This window comes from Burkholderia glumae LMG 2196 = ATCC 33617 (assembly GCF_000960995.1).
Lineage (GTDB): Bacteria > Pseudomonadota > Gammaproteobacteria > Burkholderiales > Burkholderiaceae > Burkholderia > Burkholderia glumae.
Genome location: NZ_CP009434.1, coordinates 2,263,868 through 2,279,266 on the forward strand (window position 1 = coordinate 2,263,868; position 15,399 = coordinate 2,279,266).

A 15,399-nucleotide genomic window follows, 5' to 3' on the forward strand; every position below is an offset into this window, starting at 1 on the left:
CATCGTCACGGGCCTCGCCGCGGCACGCGGCCGGCCGCCTCGCCGCTACATCGGGAAACCCAGCGCCTTGATGCCGCGAATCCAGGCACGCTTCCAGCCGCCTTCGGCATCGGCACCGTCGAACGCGTGAAACGTGAGCTTCGCGGCGAGCCAGCGCAACGGCTCGGGCGGGATGTAGGTCGGGCTCTGGTTGGCGATGTCGAGCCGGCGTTCGGGGCTGTCGCGATCGAACAGGATGTTCAGCCCCATGAACGCGCCGAAGCGGCTCGCGGCCACGCCGAAGCCGGTGTAGCCGGCCACGAACACCGCCTTGCCGTCCAGATAGCGCTTCGCGAACACCGAGCCGCGCGAGCAATAGTCGATCGGTCCGCCCCAGGCGTGCGAGAAGCCCACGTCGGCGAGCTGCGGAAAGGTGCGGAAGAACGCCTGCGCGAGCCGCGTGTAGGTGTCGTGCCGCGCGTCCTGCGGCGGGTTCGGATCGCCGTCGAAGTGATAGCTGACGAGCCCGCCGAAGATGATCCGGTTGTCCTTCGTGAGCCGGAAGTAATTGAGCTGCGTGCGCGTGTCGTAGATGCCCTGGCGGTTGCGCCAGCCGATCCGCGCGAGCTGTGCGTCGCTGAGCGGCTCGGTGGCGAGCACGTGATCGCGCACCTGCAGCACGCGGCGGTTGATGTCGGCGATCCCGACCTTGGCGGTGCCGCTGCCGAACAGCACGCGCGGCGCGCGCACGCTGCCCTGCGGCGTGGTGGCCAGCACGGTGGCGCCGTCGTCGCGGATCTCCCGCAGCGGCGTATGTTCGTGAATGCGCACGCCGAGCGACAGCGCGGCGCGCTTGAGGCCCCAGGCGAGCTTGGCCGGATGCACCGTGCCGCTGCGATTGCGCGACCAGAGCGCGCCCGCGAACAGCGGCGAATCGAGCTGCGCGCGCGTGGCCTGGCCATCGAGCAGCACGACGTCGTGGCCATAGCGCGCGTGCAGCTCGTAGTCGTCGCGCAGCTGCGCGAGGTGGTCGGGGTCCACCGCCACCGTCATCTCGCCGTTCCACTCGATGTCGGCATCGATGCCGTAGCGCTCGAGCGTGGCCTCGAAGCCGTCGAGGTTGCGGTGCCCGAACTCCTCGAGTTGCGCGATGTCGTTCGGGAACACGCGCACCGCGTTCGGCAGGCCGTGCATCACCGACGTCGAGATGATCCCGCCCGCGCGGCCCGACGCGCCGTGCGCGACGCGGCCGGCCTCGATCAGCACCACCTCGAGCTCCGGCATCTGCTCCTTGGCCTGGATCGCGGCCCACAGCCCGGTGAAGCCGCCGCCCACCACGAGCAGGTCGGCCTGCGCGGCGGTGGCAAGCGCCGCCTCGGCGGGCGGCTCGATCGGGTTGTCGAGCCAGTACGGCATCAGCTTCGCGCCGGCCAGCGCACGCCTCGCGTCGGCTCGCGCGGCGCCGCGCGCCGGCACGGCGGCGGCCGGCGGCGCAGGGGCCGGCGCGTCGGCCTCGCGGCGGTTCGTCGCATCAAGCATCGCGCGCCTCCTGCTGACGGGCGCCGCCGGCGAGCGCCGGCGAAACGGACGGGACGCGGCCGCGCGCGGCGCGCGACCGGGACCACACGACGGACGGATTCATCGCGGACCTCATGGTTTGGCCGGCTTCAGGCCTGTTCGAGCAGCACATAGAACTTCTTCGCATCCTCGAGCGTCTCCCAGCGGCCCGCGAAGCCGGCCGGCAGCAGGTAGCCCTGTCCCGCCGAGTACTCCCTGCGGTTGCCCTCGACATCGGTCAGCGCGATGCGCCCCTCGACGAGCCAGACCGCCTCGTCGGCTTCGGTGGCCGGAAACTCGACCGAGCCGACCTTGCCCTCCCACCAGCCCACCACGTAGCCGCGGCTCTTTCCGGCGCACGCGCGCCAGTCGCATTCGTCCATGCCGTAGTCGAGCCGCGTGAATTCGCCGAGGCCCGCGCCGAGCGGGACGATGTCGTGGATCAGTTTGCTCATCTGCGTCATTCCAGGGTTGAAAAGAATGGAATGGACTGTACCCACGGGCCGTGCGACGGTATGCCCCCCCTCAGGGGGGGCAGTGCGCGTTTCGTGGCGCCCGCCGTGAGCCCAAAACGGGATCCGTACAACACCGGCGTTACGACCAGCGCCGGGCCTGACCTATAATTGCCCCGCCTTCATTCCGGCACGCAATATGGCCGTCCAAGCCCATCACCCGCTTCCCGACTCCGCGCCGATCCCGCTCTCGTTCCAGACGCTCGGGCAGGTCATCGAATCCGTTGGCAGCCCTGAATTCGTGCCGCGCCTGACCGTGCTGCTCAACGAGATCGTGCCCGTCAGCGTGGTGCATATCGAACGCTCGCGCGCCGACACGGCGATGCCGACCGGCTTTCGCTGCGAGTGGGTGGGCAGCGGCGGCGTGGGCATGGACAGCCGCACGATCGCCGAGGTGATGACGCTCTACTACGACCGCTTCTACGATCGCGATCCGCTGTTCGCGGGCATTCGCGGCGAGGTCGGCACGCTGCTGGTGGTGCGCGACATCGGCGCGATCCCGCCCGGGGAATTTCGCCAGCGTCTCTACGACGAGGTGCAGATCGCCCACGAATGCGTGCTGGCGCGCGGCACGCGCCACGCCCAGCATTCGATCGCGCTCGAGCGCGACACGCGGCAGCCGGCGTTCTCGCTGGCCGAGATGCAGCGGTTTCGCACCGTCAGCGACTGCCTGTTCCCGCTGCTCGAACTGCACGCCTCCACCACCGCCGCGAAGCGGATCGGCATCGCCCAGGTCACGCCGCACCTGCACCCGCTCGCGCTGTTCGATGCGCGCCTCGCGCGCGACCAGCCGCGGCTGTCACGGCGCGAGTACGAGATCTGCACCCACCTGATCGGCGGCAAGACCGTGCCCGAGGCCGCCGACATCCTCGGCGTGCGCGTGGCAACGGCCGAGTCCTACGTCAAACGCGCGTTCGCCAAGCTCGGCGTGCGCACCAAGCGCGACTTGATCCTCTGGGGCCAGGCCGGCGCCTGAGCCCCCGCCGCCGGGTTTCGCGTCATGCGCCAAACATCGCTCGCAATCGATGTGGACATCGCCATTTCGCGATTCGTCGCCCCTGCGAACTCCCCTACCATCTTCGCGGCGCGGTTCGCGCGACGCATCGCATCGACATACCGGAGACCTTCCCGATGAGCTTCCTTCCGACCCGTCACGCCGACGACGGGCTGCCCGTCTATCCCGCCGCGACCATCGCCGGCGCGCATCACTACCGCGGCGACACCGCGCGGGACACGCGCCATGCGCTGTATCACGCGGCCAGCGGCGAGCCCGCCGGCTGGCAGGAGCGCGCGAGCGCGGCGCAGATCGACGCGGCCGTGGCCGCGGCGCGCGACGCACTGCCCGGCTGGCGCGCCACCGCGCCAGCCGAACGCGGCCGGCTGCTGCGCGAGATCGCGGCGCGCATCGACGCCGACGGCGTCGAACTGGCCGCGCTGCAAAGCCGCATCAGCGGCAAGCCGCCCGCGGAGGCCGAGATCGACGTCGGCGACGCGGCCGCCACGTTCCGCTACTACGCAACGCTGTGCGACGACGAGGCGAGCTTCGGCCCCGAGCCGGTCGCGGTCCCGGGCGCCGCAATCGAGGCCGAGCGCGCCTACCAGCCGGTCGGCGTGGCCGCACTGATCGTGCCGTGGAATTTCCCGATGGTGACCACCGCCTGGAAGCTCGCGCCGGCACTGGCCGCCGGCTGCACGGCCGTGCTGAAGCCGTCCGATCTGAGCTCGCCGGCCGAGCACCGGCTGATCGCGCTGCTGCATGCGGCCGGCGTGCCGGCCGGCGTGGTCAACGTGGTCAACGGCGGCGCCGAGGTGGGCGCGCAGCTGACCGCGCATGCGCATATCGACAAGATCTCGTTTACCGGCAGCACCGCCGCCGGCCGCCACGTGATGCGCACGGCCGCCGAGCGGATGACGCGCGTGACGCTCGAACTCGGCGGCAAGTCCGCGCTGATCGTGCGCGACGACGCCGACCTCGAGCTGGCCATCTCGCTCGCCATGGGCGGGGCGTTCGCCAACGCCGGGCAGATGTGCTCGGCCACCTCGCGAATCCTGGTTCACGAGCGCCTCCACGGCGCGTTCATGGCCGGCTTCGAACGCGCCGTGCGCGCGCTGGTGGTGGCACCGCCGCAGGTGGCCGGGGCGGCGATGGGGCCGCTGATCTCGGCCGCGCATCGCGCCCGGGTGGACGCCGCGATCGATGCGGGCCTGGCCGCCGGCGCCGAGATCGCGTTCGCGGGCCGGCTCGATCCGGCCTGCGGCGAGGGCTTCTTCCGCGCGCCGGTGGTGGTTGCCGAGCCCGCGCCCGACAACCCGCTCTGGACCGACGAAGTGTTCGGCCCGGTGGCCTGCGTGAAGTCGTTCCGCAACGACGACGAGGCCATCGCGCTCGCCAACGACACGCGCTATGGGCTCGTCGCGACCGTCGTCACGCGCGACGACGCGGCCGCGCGGCGCTACACGACGGCGCTGCGCGCGGGGCTGGTGTGGATCAACACGCCGCAACTGATCTTTCCGCAGGTCTGCTGGGGCGGGCTCGGCCTGAGCGGGATCGGCCGCGAACTCGGGCTGGCCGGCCTGCGCAGCTATCAGGAACTGCGGCACCGGATCGCTGCCTGATGCGGCGGGGCCGGGCGCCGCGCCCGCCGTCCGCCTGCGCGGCATCCGGCAAGCCGTCTCGCCGCTGCGCGGCCCGGCCATCGCCGCCGTCCCGGCCGGCGCGGCGTGGCGCGCGGCCGGCCTGCACGCTTGCCGGGCGGGCGCAAGGGCGTGCCGCCAGAAGCGCCCGCCTGTCGGTCCGGCCGCGCCGTCAGACGTGCTCGGCGAACCAGGCCAGTTGCCGCGCGATGCTGTGGTCGAAATGCGCGCCGTCGTACATGTCGTAGTGGCCGGCGCCGGCCTCCACGTGCAGCGCCTTGGTTGCGGACGCAACGGCATCGTACAACGCGACGCCCTGCTCCGGCGGATTGACGCCATCCTCGCCCGCCACCACCACCAGCACCGGGCAGGCAACGCGCGCGGCCGCCTCGGCCGGCTTGTAGTGCAGCATCTCGCGCACGGTCAGGAACGGAATCTTGATGTCCATTGCCGGATGGCGCTGGCGCATCGCCTCGACGAACGTCTTCGACTGTTCGTCGGTCAGCACCTTGGTGATCGCGACGAACATCTCGCGGCCGGTGCCGGCCTTCTTCTCCTGCATGCGCTCGAGCATCGCGACGAACTCCTGGCGCTGCTCGCCGGACATGTTGCGCGTGACCACCTGTTCGCCATCGGCGAAGCTGAGCTGGCTCACCACCGCCTGCACCGCCGGATCGGCCGCCGCCGCGGCCAGCACGTGAGCGCCGCCCAGCGAGGTGCCCCACAGCGCGATGCGCCCCGCATCGAGGCCCGCCTGCGTCTTCACGAAGGCCAGCACCGTGGCGATGTCGTCGATCTGCAGCGCCGGCACGAGGCGCCCCGCCTCGCCGCCGCTGGCGCCGAAGCCGCGATAGTCGAACGTGACGGCCGCATAGCCGGCCGCGACGAAGGCCTCGGCGAAGCGCGGCAGCAGCACCTCCTGAGTCCCGCAGAAGCCGTGGCACAGCACGATCACGGGGACCGGGCCGGGCGTGTCGGGGCGGCGCACGGTGATCGCGATCTCGTTGCCGGTTCGATGTGTCGTAAGGTTCATGGAATCGAAAGCTGGAAGTGGAAGGGCCGTCGAGCCGGCGGCGGGCGGCAAGGCCGGGCACCCCGCGCGGGGCAGCCGCAAAGCGGCGCCCATGATACAAGACGCACCGCGCCGGCAAGCAGGCGCCTCGCGCCGGCCGCGAGCGGCAGGCCGTGGAGGCTGAACGCTCAGCACCGACGAACTGGACCGGCAATCGCGGCCGCGCGCCTGCGCATCGGCGCGAAATTCGCGGCCATCATCGGCCACCCGCGCATCATGCCCGACGGGCGCCGGCGCGATTCGGCGCAACTCGGCGCGCTTCAGCCAGATCGACGCCGAATGGCCGGCGACGAAGGCGATGCTGCGCGCCCGGCCCGAACGCTGGCTCGCGGCGGTGGCGACCGCCCTTTGCTGCGTTGCGTCATGCGATCCGCTTCAACTCGGCGCAGCGGCAAGCACGAGCGTGCCGCGCCCGGCGAAGCCCTTGATCAGGCCGCGCCGCGCCGCCTCGCGAAACGCGGCATGGATGGTATTCGGATGGAAGCCGAGCGAATCGGCGATGGCCTGCTGGCTCGGCAGCCGGTCGCCGGGCCGGAACACGCCGGCGCGGATCGCCTCCTCGATCTGGTCCGCGATCGCGCGCGCGACGTGGCCGCGAATGCGGGCGAAGTCAGGGCGCCAGTCCTGCGCGAGACGCGGCGCGCGCGATTCGCTCGCGCGGCCGACCACGGTTTCGATGTGTGCTTGCATGCGCTATCCACCTAGTGTGAGTGCCCTTTCACGCCGGCAGGCTTGATGGTTGTCGATCGTCGGCGGCGACGGCCGCGCCGCGCGGACGATGCCGCGATTCTGACATCAAACCGCCGCCGGACTCCAGTGCCATCGACACCGCCCGGCCTCTGTCCCGACCAGCCGGGACGCCCGTTGTGGCAGCCGGGGGGCGCGCCGTTTTGCTTCACCGCACCATGCGCGGCGCCAAACGGAGCAATACCGCGTTTTGTGCAATGCATCGAAACGAGGCCGGTCGGCCTCGTCGCGCGGCCCGTCAGGCGGATAAAATCGGGACCATGCCCGCCTCGTTTTAATTTTTCCGGCAAACCCTTTGACGGCGGGCGCTTCCCGCCCCGAATCCGTTTGGAATTCGACATCCATTTACTTGATGGGCGGTCCGTATCATAGTTTCGCGAAACAAGATCCACCAATAACACTTGGCGCGTACCGACGGAGACATCGATGATACGCACGGAAATCTGGGGCCAAGCGGGCACTGATCGCCCGTCATTCCCGCCGGAACGGACAGCGCGCACGAGGCGCTTCGCGTCCTTCCTTTCGCCTTCATGGCATCCATACCCGATTATTGTCGGCCGCGGCTTCGCGACTCGCGAAGAGCGCGGCGCCTGAACATGCATTCATCATTCCGGACCCGCGCCGGCATGCACCGCAAGTGGGTGCCGCCGGCCACGTAACCGGAGGTCGCCGGTCGAACCGCCGCATCCGCGAGCCGCAGCTCGGTTCGTATCCGATCGACGACAGAAATCCAGTATCACCAACAAGGAGGGGGTATGTTCCGCAACACCAAGCCGCGCACCGCGCTGCTGTCCTGTTTCGTGCTCGCAATGCCGTTCTTCGCCGGATGTGGCGGCGGCGACAGCGGCGATGCGCCGGCCGCGATCCAGGTGCCGCAATGCTCGGGCAGCAGCTGTCCGGCCAGCGGCTCGACGACGACCGCGACCGTCACCAACAAACTCTGTCCTGATGCGCTCGACTACTCGACCACCTACACCGGCGGCTCGGGCAGCGGCGAATACGTGAAGGTGCAGTTCGACACCACCAAGCTCACCTACCAGATGCAGTTCGTCCTGTCATCGGTGCCGACCAGCGCCGGCCAGGTCAACCTCACGCGCGCCGGCAAGACCATCACCGGCACGTTCCACCGCGCCACCTCGCTGCCCACCGCCGAGCAGAACCGCTGCGCGTTCGTGCTCGACAATGGCGCCACGTCGGACGGCAGCTACTCGGTGACGATCAACCCCGTCGACCCTCCGACGCTGTTCGTCGGCAACGGCGTGGTGGGCGGCGGGATTCCGGGCGCGACGATCGAGTTCGACGGCGTCGCGCTGCTCGGCAACCTCGGCGCCGTGCCGTCGCGCACGTTCGACTTCTTCCCGTACATCGGCTTCACCGACACCGAGACCGACTTCACCAAGGTGGCGGGCAACTACAACGAGCTCGGCATCCACCTGTCGCCGATCGGCACCTCGTACCAGACCGCGAAACCGCAGGGCTGGCAGCCCGACGTGGTCAACTGGAACGAGACGCTGAACGCCGACGGTTCCTGCACGATCACGCCGGGCAGCGACTACTCGTGCCGCACCACCGGCTCGCCGTGGACGCTGCGCACCAACAGCGACGGCTCGCCCGACAACGTGTTCGTCAGCAAGCCGACCTCGTCGAGCTCGCCGTATCCGAGCGCGGGCCAGGGTCAGCCGATCGTGCTGCTGGCGCCCAGCCAGGCGCAGGGCATCATGATCGTCGGCAAGCTGCGCGGTGCGCTGATCCCGATCGTGATTCGCGTTGGCCAGGCCTTCGTGCCGTCGAATCCGGCGGACCTGCTGAGCACGGTGGCGGATGCGGAAATCGGCATCTCGGCACTGGCGCCGGCCACGGCGATCGCCTCGAATTCGCTCACGGGCGGCTTCATCGGCGCCACCAGCGCGTCGGCCTGCGGGATCGTGGCCAACAACGGCAACTCCGCCGCTCCGGCCGTTGGCGATGCGAGCTTCAACGCCTCGGTGCCGCACCCCAACCTGCCGGGCATCTATAGCGGAACGTTCTTCGAGCCGACCGCCGGCAACTGCCTGGACGGCACCGCCGTCTCGACGTTCGCGGCGAACTACACGTCGACGCTGTTCAGCGGCGCGACGGCCGCGTTCATCGATCCGCTCACGTCCAGCAGCAGCAGCACGTTCTCGCTCGACTACACGCAGGCCACCCCGGGCCTCATCAAGGTGACCGCGCTGCAGGACTTCAACGCGCGCAACGGCAGCGGCCCCGTCGCGATCTTCCACAGCGGCGACACCGGCTGGGCGATCAAGGTGGGCGAGGTCTACGCGATGGTGATGAACAACAGCCAGTACAACCCGTTCTTCACGGTGGGCGCCTTCGTGCAGTAACGAAAAGACGGTATCGCAACGAATCGGCGGCAGCATGTCTGTCGCCGATTCTCCAAACAAAATGATCGATAGGATACCTATCGATCAGGTGAAGATTCACGCGCGGCACGGCGCGGCGCATCGGCGTCGCGCACCGTGCCCGGGGGCCTTCGGGCCACCGGCCGGCGCGGCAGGACAGTTTCGACCGGGCGCATCCGCGCGGATGCATCCGGTTTTCCGTGGAACGCGGGCGGCAAGCCGCCTGCAGTCCGCTTACCCATGGCGGTTCGCCGCCAATCGTCAATTGAGGCACGCATCATGACTATTCGAAAAGTGGCTTCCCTTGTCGTCGCTCTGGCAGTCTCGTCGGCGCTCGCCGCGCCGGCATTCGCCGTGACGGTGTCGCTGGCCAACGGCAATCCGCTGAATCCGAACGGTGAGCCGTTCTCGGCCTCGGGCGCCACCACGCTGAAGAAGGGCACGGTCAGCACGAGCTGCACCGCGACCTTCAACGGCACGATCACGTCGACCGGCGCCGTCACCATCACCTCGGCGACGTTCGGCGGCGGCGGTCTCTGCGGTCTGATCTCCGGCAGCGCCACCAGCTCGGCGCCGTGGACGGGCCAGGCGGTCTCGACCACGCAGCTCGCGATCAGCAACGTGCAGGTCAACGCCTCGCTGCTCGGCACCTGCGGCCCGAGCCCGATCAACGCGACCTTCAACAACAACCAGTCGGGCACGACGCCGCCGTCGTCGCTGACGTTCAACAACGCGACGCTGTCGCCGAACTGCTCGGTGAACGGCATCATCACCACCTCGCCGGCATTCAACGTGCAGTAAGCGGCCGGGCGGCTTGCGCGAGGCGCCGTGGCGTAGGGCCACGTTGCGGCGCGGTACGCGGTTATCGACGGGATGGTGCGCGCGCGCCGTCCCGTTTTTCATTGGCACGCGGTTGCGCCGCAGCGCGGCCGGGCGGGAAGCCACCGGCACCGGCTTCGCGCCGGCGGCGCCGAGGCTGGCCGTGGCCGCAGGCGGGCAACGCGGCTTGCGATCACAGCAAAAAGCCGGCCCCTGGGGGCCGGCCTGGCTGGAGCGGCAGGGCTCGCGTTCAGCGCGGCGCGGGCGCCGCCGAAAGCGGGTCGGTCTCGCGTGCGAGCCCGATCATCAGCGCGATCAGCTCGACGAACTCGTCCTCGGGCAATTGGTCCGCCCATTGGTGATAGTCGGCTTCGGACATGTCGAAGAATGCCTGACCCAGCTCACGCACTTTCGCGACGGCCCGGTCGCGTGCCTCGGCATTCTCGAGTGAAGGCGGAAGCTGGTCGCCGAGCTGCTGGAAACGGTCCTGAATCTTCAGTTTCAGTTTGTATCCCGTAAGACCTCTCATCGTCTGACCTCGATTATCTGATTGTGATATTGGTAACGGCGCTTGGCCGATCGGGGCGCGTCATCGCTCTCTCCGCACGAGAGCCGGCGGTACTGCCCGGCATCGAGCCGGCCCTTGCAGACCATCGGCTCGATACGCCCCAACACGTCAGTAAAGCGACCAGCTATCGAGAACGCAATTGCGATTCGCTTACGAGTTTGATCTAAATCAAATATTAACGGACGGCTTTCGTCGAGCCTCGGACGCGCGCACCGGGCCCGCACGATGGCAAGATCGATGAGCTTTTTCAATGAGGCGGGGCCGATTGGTCCACGGCCGCGCGCAGCCATGCGTTTGGCCGGCGGCCACGGCCATTGCCATCAGAAAACCTGAAGGCACGGATAAGCATTACTCGCTTGGTGCGGCCCGCCGGATCTGGGATAGTAAGTGTCACGATGCTGTAACACGGCGGCCTCGCCCGTGAGCTAGCGATACCGCCGAAACACGTCGTGATGCCGGTCGTGCGGCGTTCGGTTGCCGGACTCGCGAACGATCGCCGCCGCTCCCGTTTTTCAGTGCAGGAGACCCCGCCATGCCCGCTCTTTCGTCGCCCGACTCCAGTCACCTACCCCTCGGCCCGGACCATCCGCCCGACGGCACGGTGAAGCCCGTCACGCCCTACGAGGCGATCCTGCGCAATCCGACCTGCGCACTGGCCACCCGCCTCTCCGAGCGCCCCGAGATCGAGACCAGCGCGATTCTCGGCTACAACTGAGCACGCATCCGGCACGAACCCGCATGGCTCGCGATGCCCTCATGGCGCCGTGACGCCGCAAGGTTCGGCGCGGCCCCGCGCGGCCCGGTTCACTCCGGATAGTTGACGTTCACCTCGAAGCGCGCGAGCTTCATGATCGTGCGCAGCGTGCGCGGCTGGATTTCGCGGCACGAGGCGAGCGAGGACAGGATGAAGTCGAGCGCGCGGCCGTAGCGATAGAGCGTGAGCCAGCCGTCGGTATCGCTGGCGTCGGTCTGCAGATGCTCCGCGACGCGCAGCATGCGAGTGGACAGGGCGCGCGCCATGTCCAGCTCGATCTGCTGTTTCTCGCCCCATGCGGCCGGCTCGGGTTGTGCGAGCAGCCGCGCGAGAAAGGCCTGGAATTGCGCGTCGGACTGGTTCGTATCCATGTCGGTTCCTTTCTGCGGTTGAGCGGGCGAACGCAATCGGGGCGCCCGCGGGGTTATGCCGGTACGCCACTTTCATGGCGCTCGTATGACGTAGTCAGCAGAATTCGTACCAGCGTGCGGCGTGCCCTGCCTGATCGAGCCCACAGGCGCGCCGGCATTGGGTTTGCCGGAATTCGCGCAGGCCCGGGGCGGCAGCCGGCGGCGGCTCGGGTAGCGCGATATGTCACCGCGTAACGTGACATGTACCCGGAACTTCAGACGAAACCTTACACGCAAGCCCATACGCGCGCCAAACCCGGCGTCGCGGCTGCCTGCCCGGGCCAGCCGGCGAGATCGGGTCGCGCTCGCCGGAGCCGCCCGGACGGTAACCCTTCGAATCACAAAAATAAAGTTCACCCATTACCGATTCAATACTTTAAGCAGCCACGTCGGCTGGGCGTGCCGGCTGCCGCATTCAACTTTCCATGCCTGCCGCGCCGCAGCCGGCACCGATGCCCCCCACCGCGCTGAAGACGCTCGACGCAAAAACGTGCGCCCCGCCAAGCCGAGCGGCCTGTCCCGATTCTGACGACGCTGGAGGTGCACCACATCGCTCGCGCGAAACCGGCCATCACGGGCAAGCCGTTCACGATCTTTCCGGAAGAAGCACCGCTACCGGGCCAACCCGTTGGCAAGCGCGCAGCTCCTCGACGACCGCGCCCCGAACCGCCGCCGCACGCCGATATGCGAGCAGCGCTTCGCTCCGGCCAGCCTCGAGTACCCGCCTACCTGTGCTCACTCGGCGCGCGGGCGCGGCTGGCGCGGTCGATCGACGGCACACCGCATACGGGCTCGCTCGCCGAGATGAACCCGGCGGGGCCGACCCGCCTGATCGCCGGCGCGCACCGGCCCGGGTTGTTCGTGCGCGCGGATACGTTCCCGCGACGCCGCGCGCTACCTGCCGGGCCACAGTATCACGCAGACCCGCTGGGCAAGTCCCTCGACGCCCGTCGCGCCGGCATCGACGCCACGCTGACTTCGCGAACACGGCGGCCACGGCACGCGCGCAATACCCGAAGGCAACCGGCCGCCGATCGACACGGCGGTCACGCGCGGCCTCGCCGACGCATCGCCCGCACCGTGTTGCTGCTCGCCGCGTGCCGTGATCTGCCACGGGCCACATCGTGCGCGCGATATCGCCGGCCGCGGTGAGCCATCGAATGCGCGGCACGCTTCGTCACGCCGATGCTCGATGACGGGATTGGCACGTTTATCGATAACCGTGCGCAATTCGCATCGCCAAAATCGCAAGCGCCGCCGATATGCCGCACGACTGGCCTATTCCATGATTTGGGTAAGCCGCCATTCGTCGCTTCCAAGCCCACCGGCCGCCACGACGGTCTGTTGCGGCCGGTGATTCGGCATTTAAGCGCGGCGCGATTGACGAATTGACGATGATTTACATTAGCCATTCGAATCATTACAAATATCATTCAGACATTGCAATCTAACTTTTTTAGATATTCTTGAAAAAGGTTTGTGGCGCACTTTTGACGATGCTACCATCCACCACGAAATCGGCCGGCCAAGGACTTTGACGTCTGTCTGAACGCCGTGCCCGATTCCAACAAAACCGGTCCGTCGAGGTTCCGACGGCAAACCGGTGTCGTACCGGCTGGCGGGAGGCCCCGGGTACCCGGCGGCGTGCTTCACCCGGCTGTTCCAGCTGTTTTCGCATGACGGCTTTACACGAATTGCTTAGCAATCCGCATCAATCGTTCGGTTGACACGCCTGTGCCCATCTCGTCCGGTGGCAATCCGCCGGCGGGCACGCGTGCGCCCGGTGGTGCGCCCGCATTCCGCGGGACGGCCGGGCAGCGACTGAAGTCGTTCCAACATTCCGAGGGGGAATCTGCAATGAACCGAGTTTCCGGCAAGACCCGTCAGCGCTTCACGAAGCTCCTGATCGCCTCCGCGGCGCTGGCCGCGTTCGGCGCATCGGCCGCGCAGGCAGCCACGCAGCAGAGCTGGACCACCACCCGCACCAAGGCCTTCCTGCCGCTGGTGCAAACCGCGAGCGCGGCGGCGGCCTCGCTCACGCAGGCAGCCGGCGCCACGCGGGCCACGCAGCCGATCCCGCTCGCCAACGGCGCGGCCGTCCATGTGACGGTGGGCCTGAAGCTGCGCAACGAAGCGCAGCTCGACCAGTTCCTCGCCAAGCTGCAGCAGGGCAGCGCCGGCACGCTCACGCCGCAGCAGTTCGCCGAACGGTACGGCCCGACGCAGCAGCAGGCCGACGCGGTCGCGCAGTATCTGCGCGCCTCGGGCTTCACCAACGTGCAGATCGCGCCGAATCGCCTGTTCGTGACGGCCGACGGCACGGCCGGCACCGTCAAGCAGGGCTTCAACACCACGCTCGAGGAGTTCACCACCGGCACGGGCCGCCGCGTGTTCGCCAACGCCGAGGACGCACAGGTGCCGAGCGCGCTCGGCAACGTGGTGGATACCGTGCTCGGCCTGCAGAACGTGGTAGTGGCGCATACCTTCCACCACGTGCTGCCGGTGGGCGAGGCGGCACCCGCGCGCGCGGCCGCGGCCGGCACCGCCACCGGCCACAACCCGGTGCAATTCTCGTCGATCTACGACGCGGGCTCGACGCCCACCGCCGCGAACACCACGGTGGGCATCATCACCTACGGCAACCAGGCCCAGACGGTCAGCGACCTCAACACCTTCGCGAGCCGCAACGGCCTGGCGCCGGTGTCCTCGTCGATCGTCAACACCGGCGGCTCGGGCCGCACCTACAGCAGCGGCGACATCGAATGGCAGCTCGACAGCCAGTCGATCGTCGGCGCGGCGGGCGGCGCGGTGCAGCAGGTGATCTTCTACAACGCGCCCGACGACGCGCAGACCAACCAGGCGCTGCTCGACGACATCTCGAACGCGTTCAACCGCGCCGTCACCGACAACAAGGCAAAGGTGATCAATGTCTCGCTCGGCTGGTGCGAATCGGATGCGGACGGCACCAGCATCCGCGCGGCCGACGACAACATCTTCAAGCAGGCGGTGGCGCAGGGCCAGACGTTCTCGGTATCGAGCGGCGACGAAGGCGCCTACGAGTGCAGCACGAGCCGCGTGTCGGGCGTGGGCGGCGTGCCGAACACGACGCATTATTCGGTATCGGCACCGGCCAGCTCGCCCTACGTGATCGCCGTGGGCGGCACGACGCTCTACACCTCGGGCAACAAATGGGCGAACGAAACGGTCTGGAACGAGGGGCTGCGGGCGATCGGCTACTACGACAGCGAAGGCGACTACGATTCGACCAAGCGGCTGTGGGCCACCGGCGGCGGCTACAGCACGGTCGAGGCCGCGCCGTCATGGCAGAGCGCCTCCGTCACCGGCTCGTCGAGCGCGCGGGCGCTGCCCGACATCGCGTTCGACGCGGCCTCGAGCACCGGAGCGATCCTCTACTACAACGGCAGCACCACCGACTCGGACGGCAACCCGAACCAGGTGGGCGGCACCAGCCTCGCCTCGCCGATCTTCGTCGGCATCTGGGCGCGCCTGCAGTCGGCCAACGGCAACGCGCTCGGCTTCCCGGCCGCGAGCATCTACCGGTACTTCCCGAGCAATCCGTCGCTGGTCCACGACGTGACCTCGGGCAACAACGGTAGCGGCAGCTACAAGGGCTTCGCCGCCGCCGCAGGCTGGGACGGCTCGACGGGCTTCGGCAGCATCGACATCTCGCAGCTGAACGCGTTCATCAAGAGCCACAGCGACTTCGCGCGCTGACGCGAAACGCGGCGCGCGCGGGCCGGCCACGGCTCGCGCGCGCCGCGGCACGCACGGCCAGGCCCGCTCGGCCGTGCGCCAGAAGCCGCAGACCGGCGCCGCCCCGGGCCGCCGCGCGTCCGGCCGCGGCTCTATCTGTTCGATGGGCATCACGCCCGGCATCGCGCGCCCGGCGCGATCCGCAGCGAGCCGGCACCGCGCCGCGCCCAAGCGCGAGGCGCGCGATTC

At 68.9% G+C, this 15,399-nt stretch carries 13 protein-coding genes; 6 read left to right on the forward strand and 7 right to left on the reverse strand.

The window, feature by feature from the left end:
• Nucleotides 1-45: 45 nt before the first annotated feature.
• On the reverse strand, nucleotides 46-1,395 hold the full coding sequence (locus KS03_RS10305; protein WP_230674547.1) for an NAD(P)/FAD-dependent oxidoreductase: 1,350 nt from the start codon (nucleotides 1,393-1,395) through the stop codon (nucleotides 46-48).
• 251 nt (nucleotides 1,396-1,646) lie between these two features.
• Nucleotides 1,647-1,991: a cupin domain-containing protein gene (locus KS03_RS10310; protein WP_012733575.1), complete on the reverse strand. Its 345-nt coding sequence runs from the start codon at nucleotides 1,989-1,991 to the stop codon at nucleotides 1,647-1,649.
• A 196-nt stretch (nucleotides 1,992-2,187) separates the two neighbouring features.
• Between KS03_RS10310 and KS03_RS10315 the strand changes: the two genes are divergently transcribed.
• Both KS03_RS10315 and KS03_RS10320 read left to right on the forward strand, forming a co-directional pair.
• Entirely contained in the window at nucleotides 2,188-3,024 is an 837-nt protein-coding gene (locus KS03_RS10315) for a helix-turn-helix transcriptional regulator (protein WP_012733574.1), read from the forward strand.
• Between the two features lie 155 nt (nucleotides 3,025-3,179).
• The gene (locus tag KS03_RS10320) at nucleotides 3,180-4,664 is read left to right on the forward strand and encodes an aldehyde dehydrogenase family protein (RefSeq protein ID WP_012733573.1); all 1,485 of its coding nucleotides are present in this window, start codon (nucleotides 3,180-3,182) and stop codon (nucleotides 4,662-4,664) included.
• A 190-nt stretch (nucleotides 4,665-4,854) separates the two neighbouring features.
• On the opposite strand, the gene uilS is transcribed toward KS03_RS10320, so the two are convergent.
• Nucleotides 4,855-5,715 carry a UilS family quorum-quenching N-acyl-homoserine lactonase gene (gene uilS, locus KS03_RS10325; protein WP_012733572.1) on the reverse strand — a complete coding sequence of 287 codons (861 nt, stop codon included), beginning with the start codon at nucleotides 5,713-5,715 and terminating at the stop codon, nucleotides 4,855-4,857.
• Between the two features lie 414 nt (nucleotides 5,716-6,129).
• Entirely contained in the window at nucleotides 6,130-6,444 is a 315-nt protein-coding gene (locus KS03_RS10330; RefSeq protein ID WP_012733571.1) for a GntR family transcriptional regulator, read from the reverse strand.
• A gap of 812 nt (nucleotides 6,445-7,256) precedes the next feature.
• On the opposite strand from KS03_RS10330, the gene KS03_RS10335 reads away from it, so the two are divergent.
• Both KS03_RS10335 and KS03_RS10340 read left to right on the forward strand, forming a co-directional pair.
• Nucleotides 7,257-8,867, forward strand: a complete 1,611-nt coding sequence (locus tag KS03_RS10335; protein WP_012733570.1) for a DUF2957 domain-containing protein — start codon at nucleotides 7,257-7,259, stop codon at nucleotides 8,865-8,867.
• 297 nt (nucleotides 8,868-9,164) lie between these two features.
• The gene (locus KS03_RS10340) at nucleotides 9,165-9,686 is read left to right on the forward strand and encodes a hypothetical protein (RefSeq protein WP_012733569.1); all 522 of its coding nucleotides are present in this window, start codon (nucleotides 9,165-9,167) and stop codon (nucleotides 9,684-9,686) included.
• 268 nt (nucleotides 9,687-9,954) lie between these two features.
• Here KS03_RS10340 and KS03_RS10345 read toward each other — a convergent pair whose 3' ends face one another.
• Both KS03_RS10345 and KS03_RS31225 read right to left on the reverse strand, forming a co-directional pair.
• Nucleotides 9,955-10,233, reverse strand: a complete 279-nt coding sequence (locus KS03_RS10345; RefSeq protein WP_017423912.1) for a hypothetical protein — start codon at nucleotides 10,231-10,233, stop codon at nucleotides 9,955-9,957.
• Nucleotides 10,230-10,523 carry a hypothetical protein gene (locus tag KS03_RS31225; RefSeq protein WP_124836923.1) on the reverse strand — a complete coding sequence of 98 codons (294 nt, stop codon included), beginning with the start codon at nucleotides 10,521-10,523 and terminating at the stop codon, nucleotides 10,230-10,232. The genes KS03_RS10345 and KS03_RS31225 overlap by 4 nt, the downstream gene beginning before the upstream one ends.
• A gap of 281 nt (nucleotides 10,524-10,804) precedes the next feature.
• Between KS03_RS31225 and KS03_RS31230 the strand changes: the two genes are divergently transcribed.
• Nucleotides 10,805-10,987, forward strand: a complete 183-nt coding sequence (locus KS03_RS31230; protein WP_020379710.1) for a hypothetical protein — start codon at nucleotides 10,805-10,807, stop codon at nucleotides 10,985-10,987.
• Nucleotides 10,988-11,076: 89 nt separating this feature from the next.
• Here the strand turns inward: KS03_RS31230 and KS03_RS10350 are convergent, their stop codons facing one another.
• Nucleotides 11,077-11,397, reverse strand: coding sequence for a hypothetical protein (locus KS03_RS10350; RefSeq protein ID WP_012733568.1), 321 nt, complete (start codon nucleotides 11,395-11,397; stop codon nucleotides 11,077-11,079).
• 1,896 nt (nucleotides 11,398-13,293) lie between these two features.
• On the opposite strand from KS03_RS10350, the gene KS03_RS10355 reads away from it, so the two are divergent.
• On the forward strand, nucleotides 13,294-15,171 hold the full coding sequence (locus KS03_RS10355; protein WP_012733567.1) for a S53 family peptidase: 1,878 nt from the start codon (nucleotides 13,294-13,296) through the stop codon (nucleotides 15,169-15,171).
• Nucleotides 15,172-15,399 lie beyond the last annotated feature (228 nt).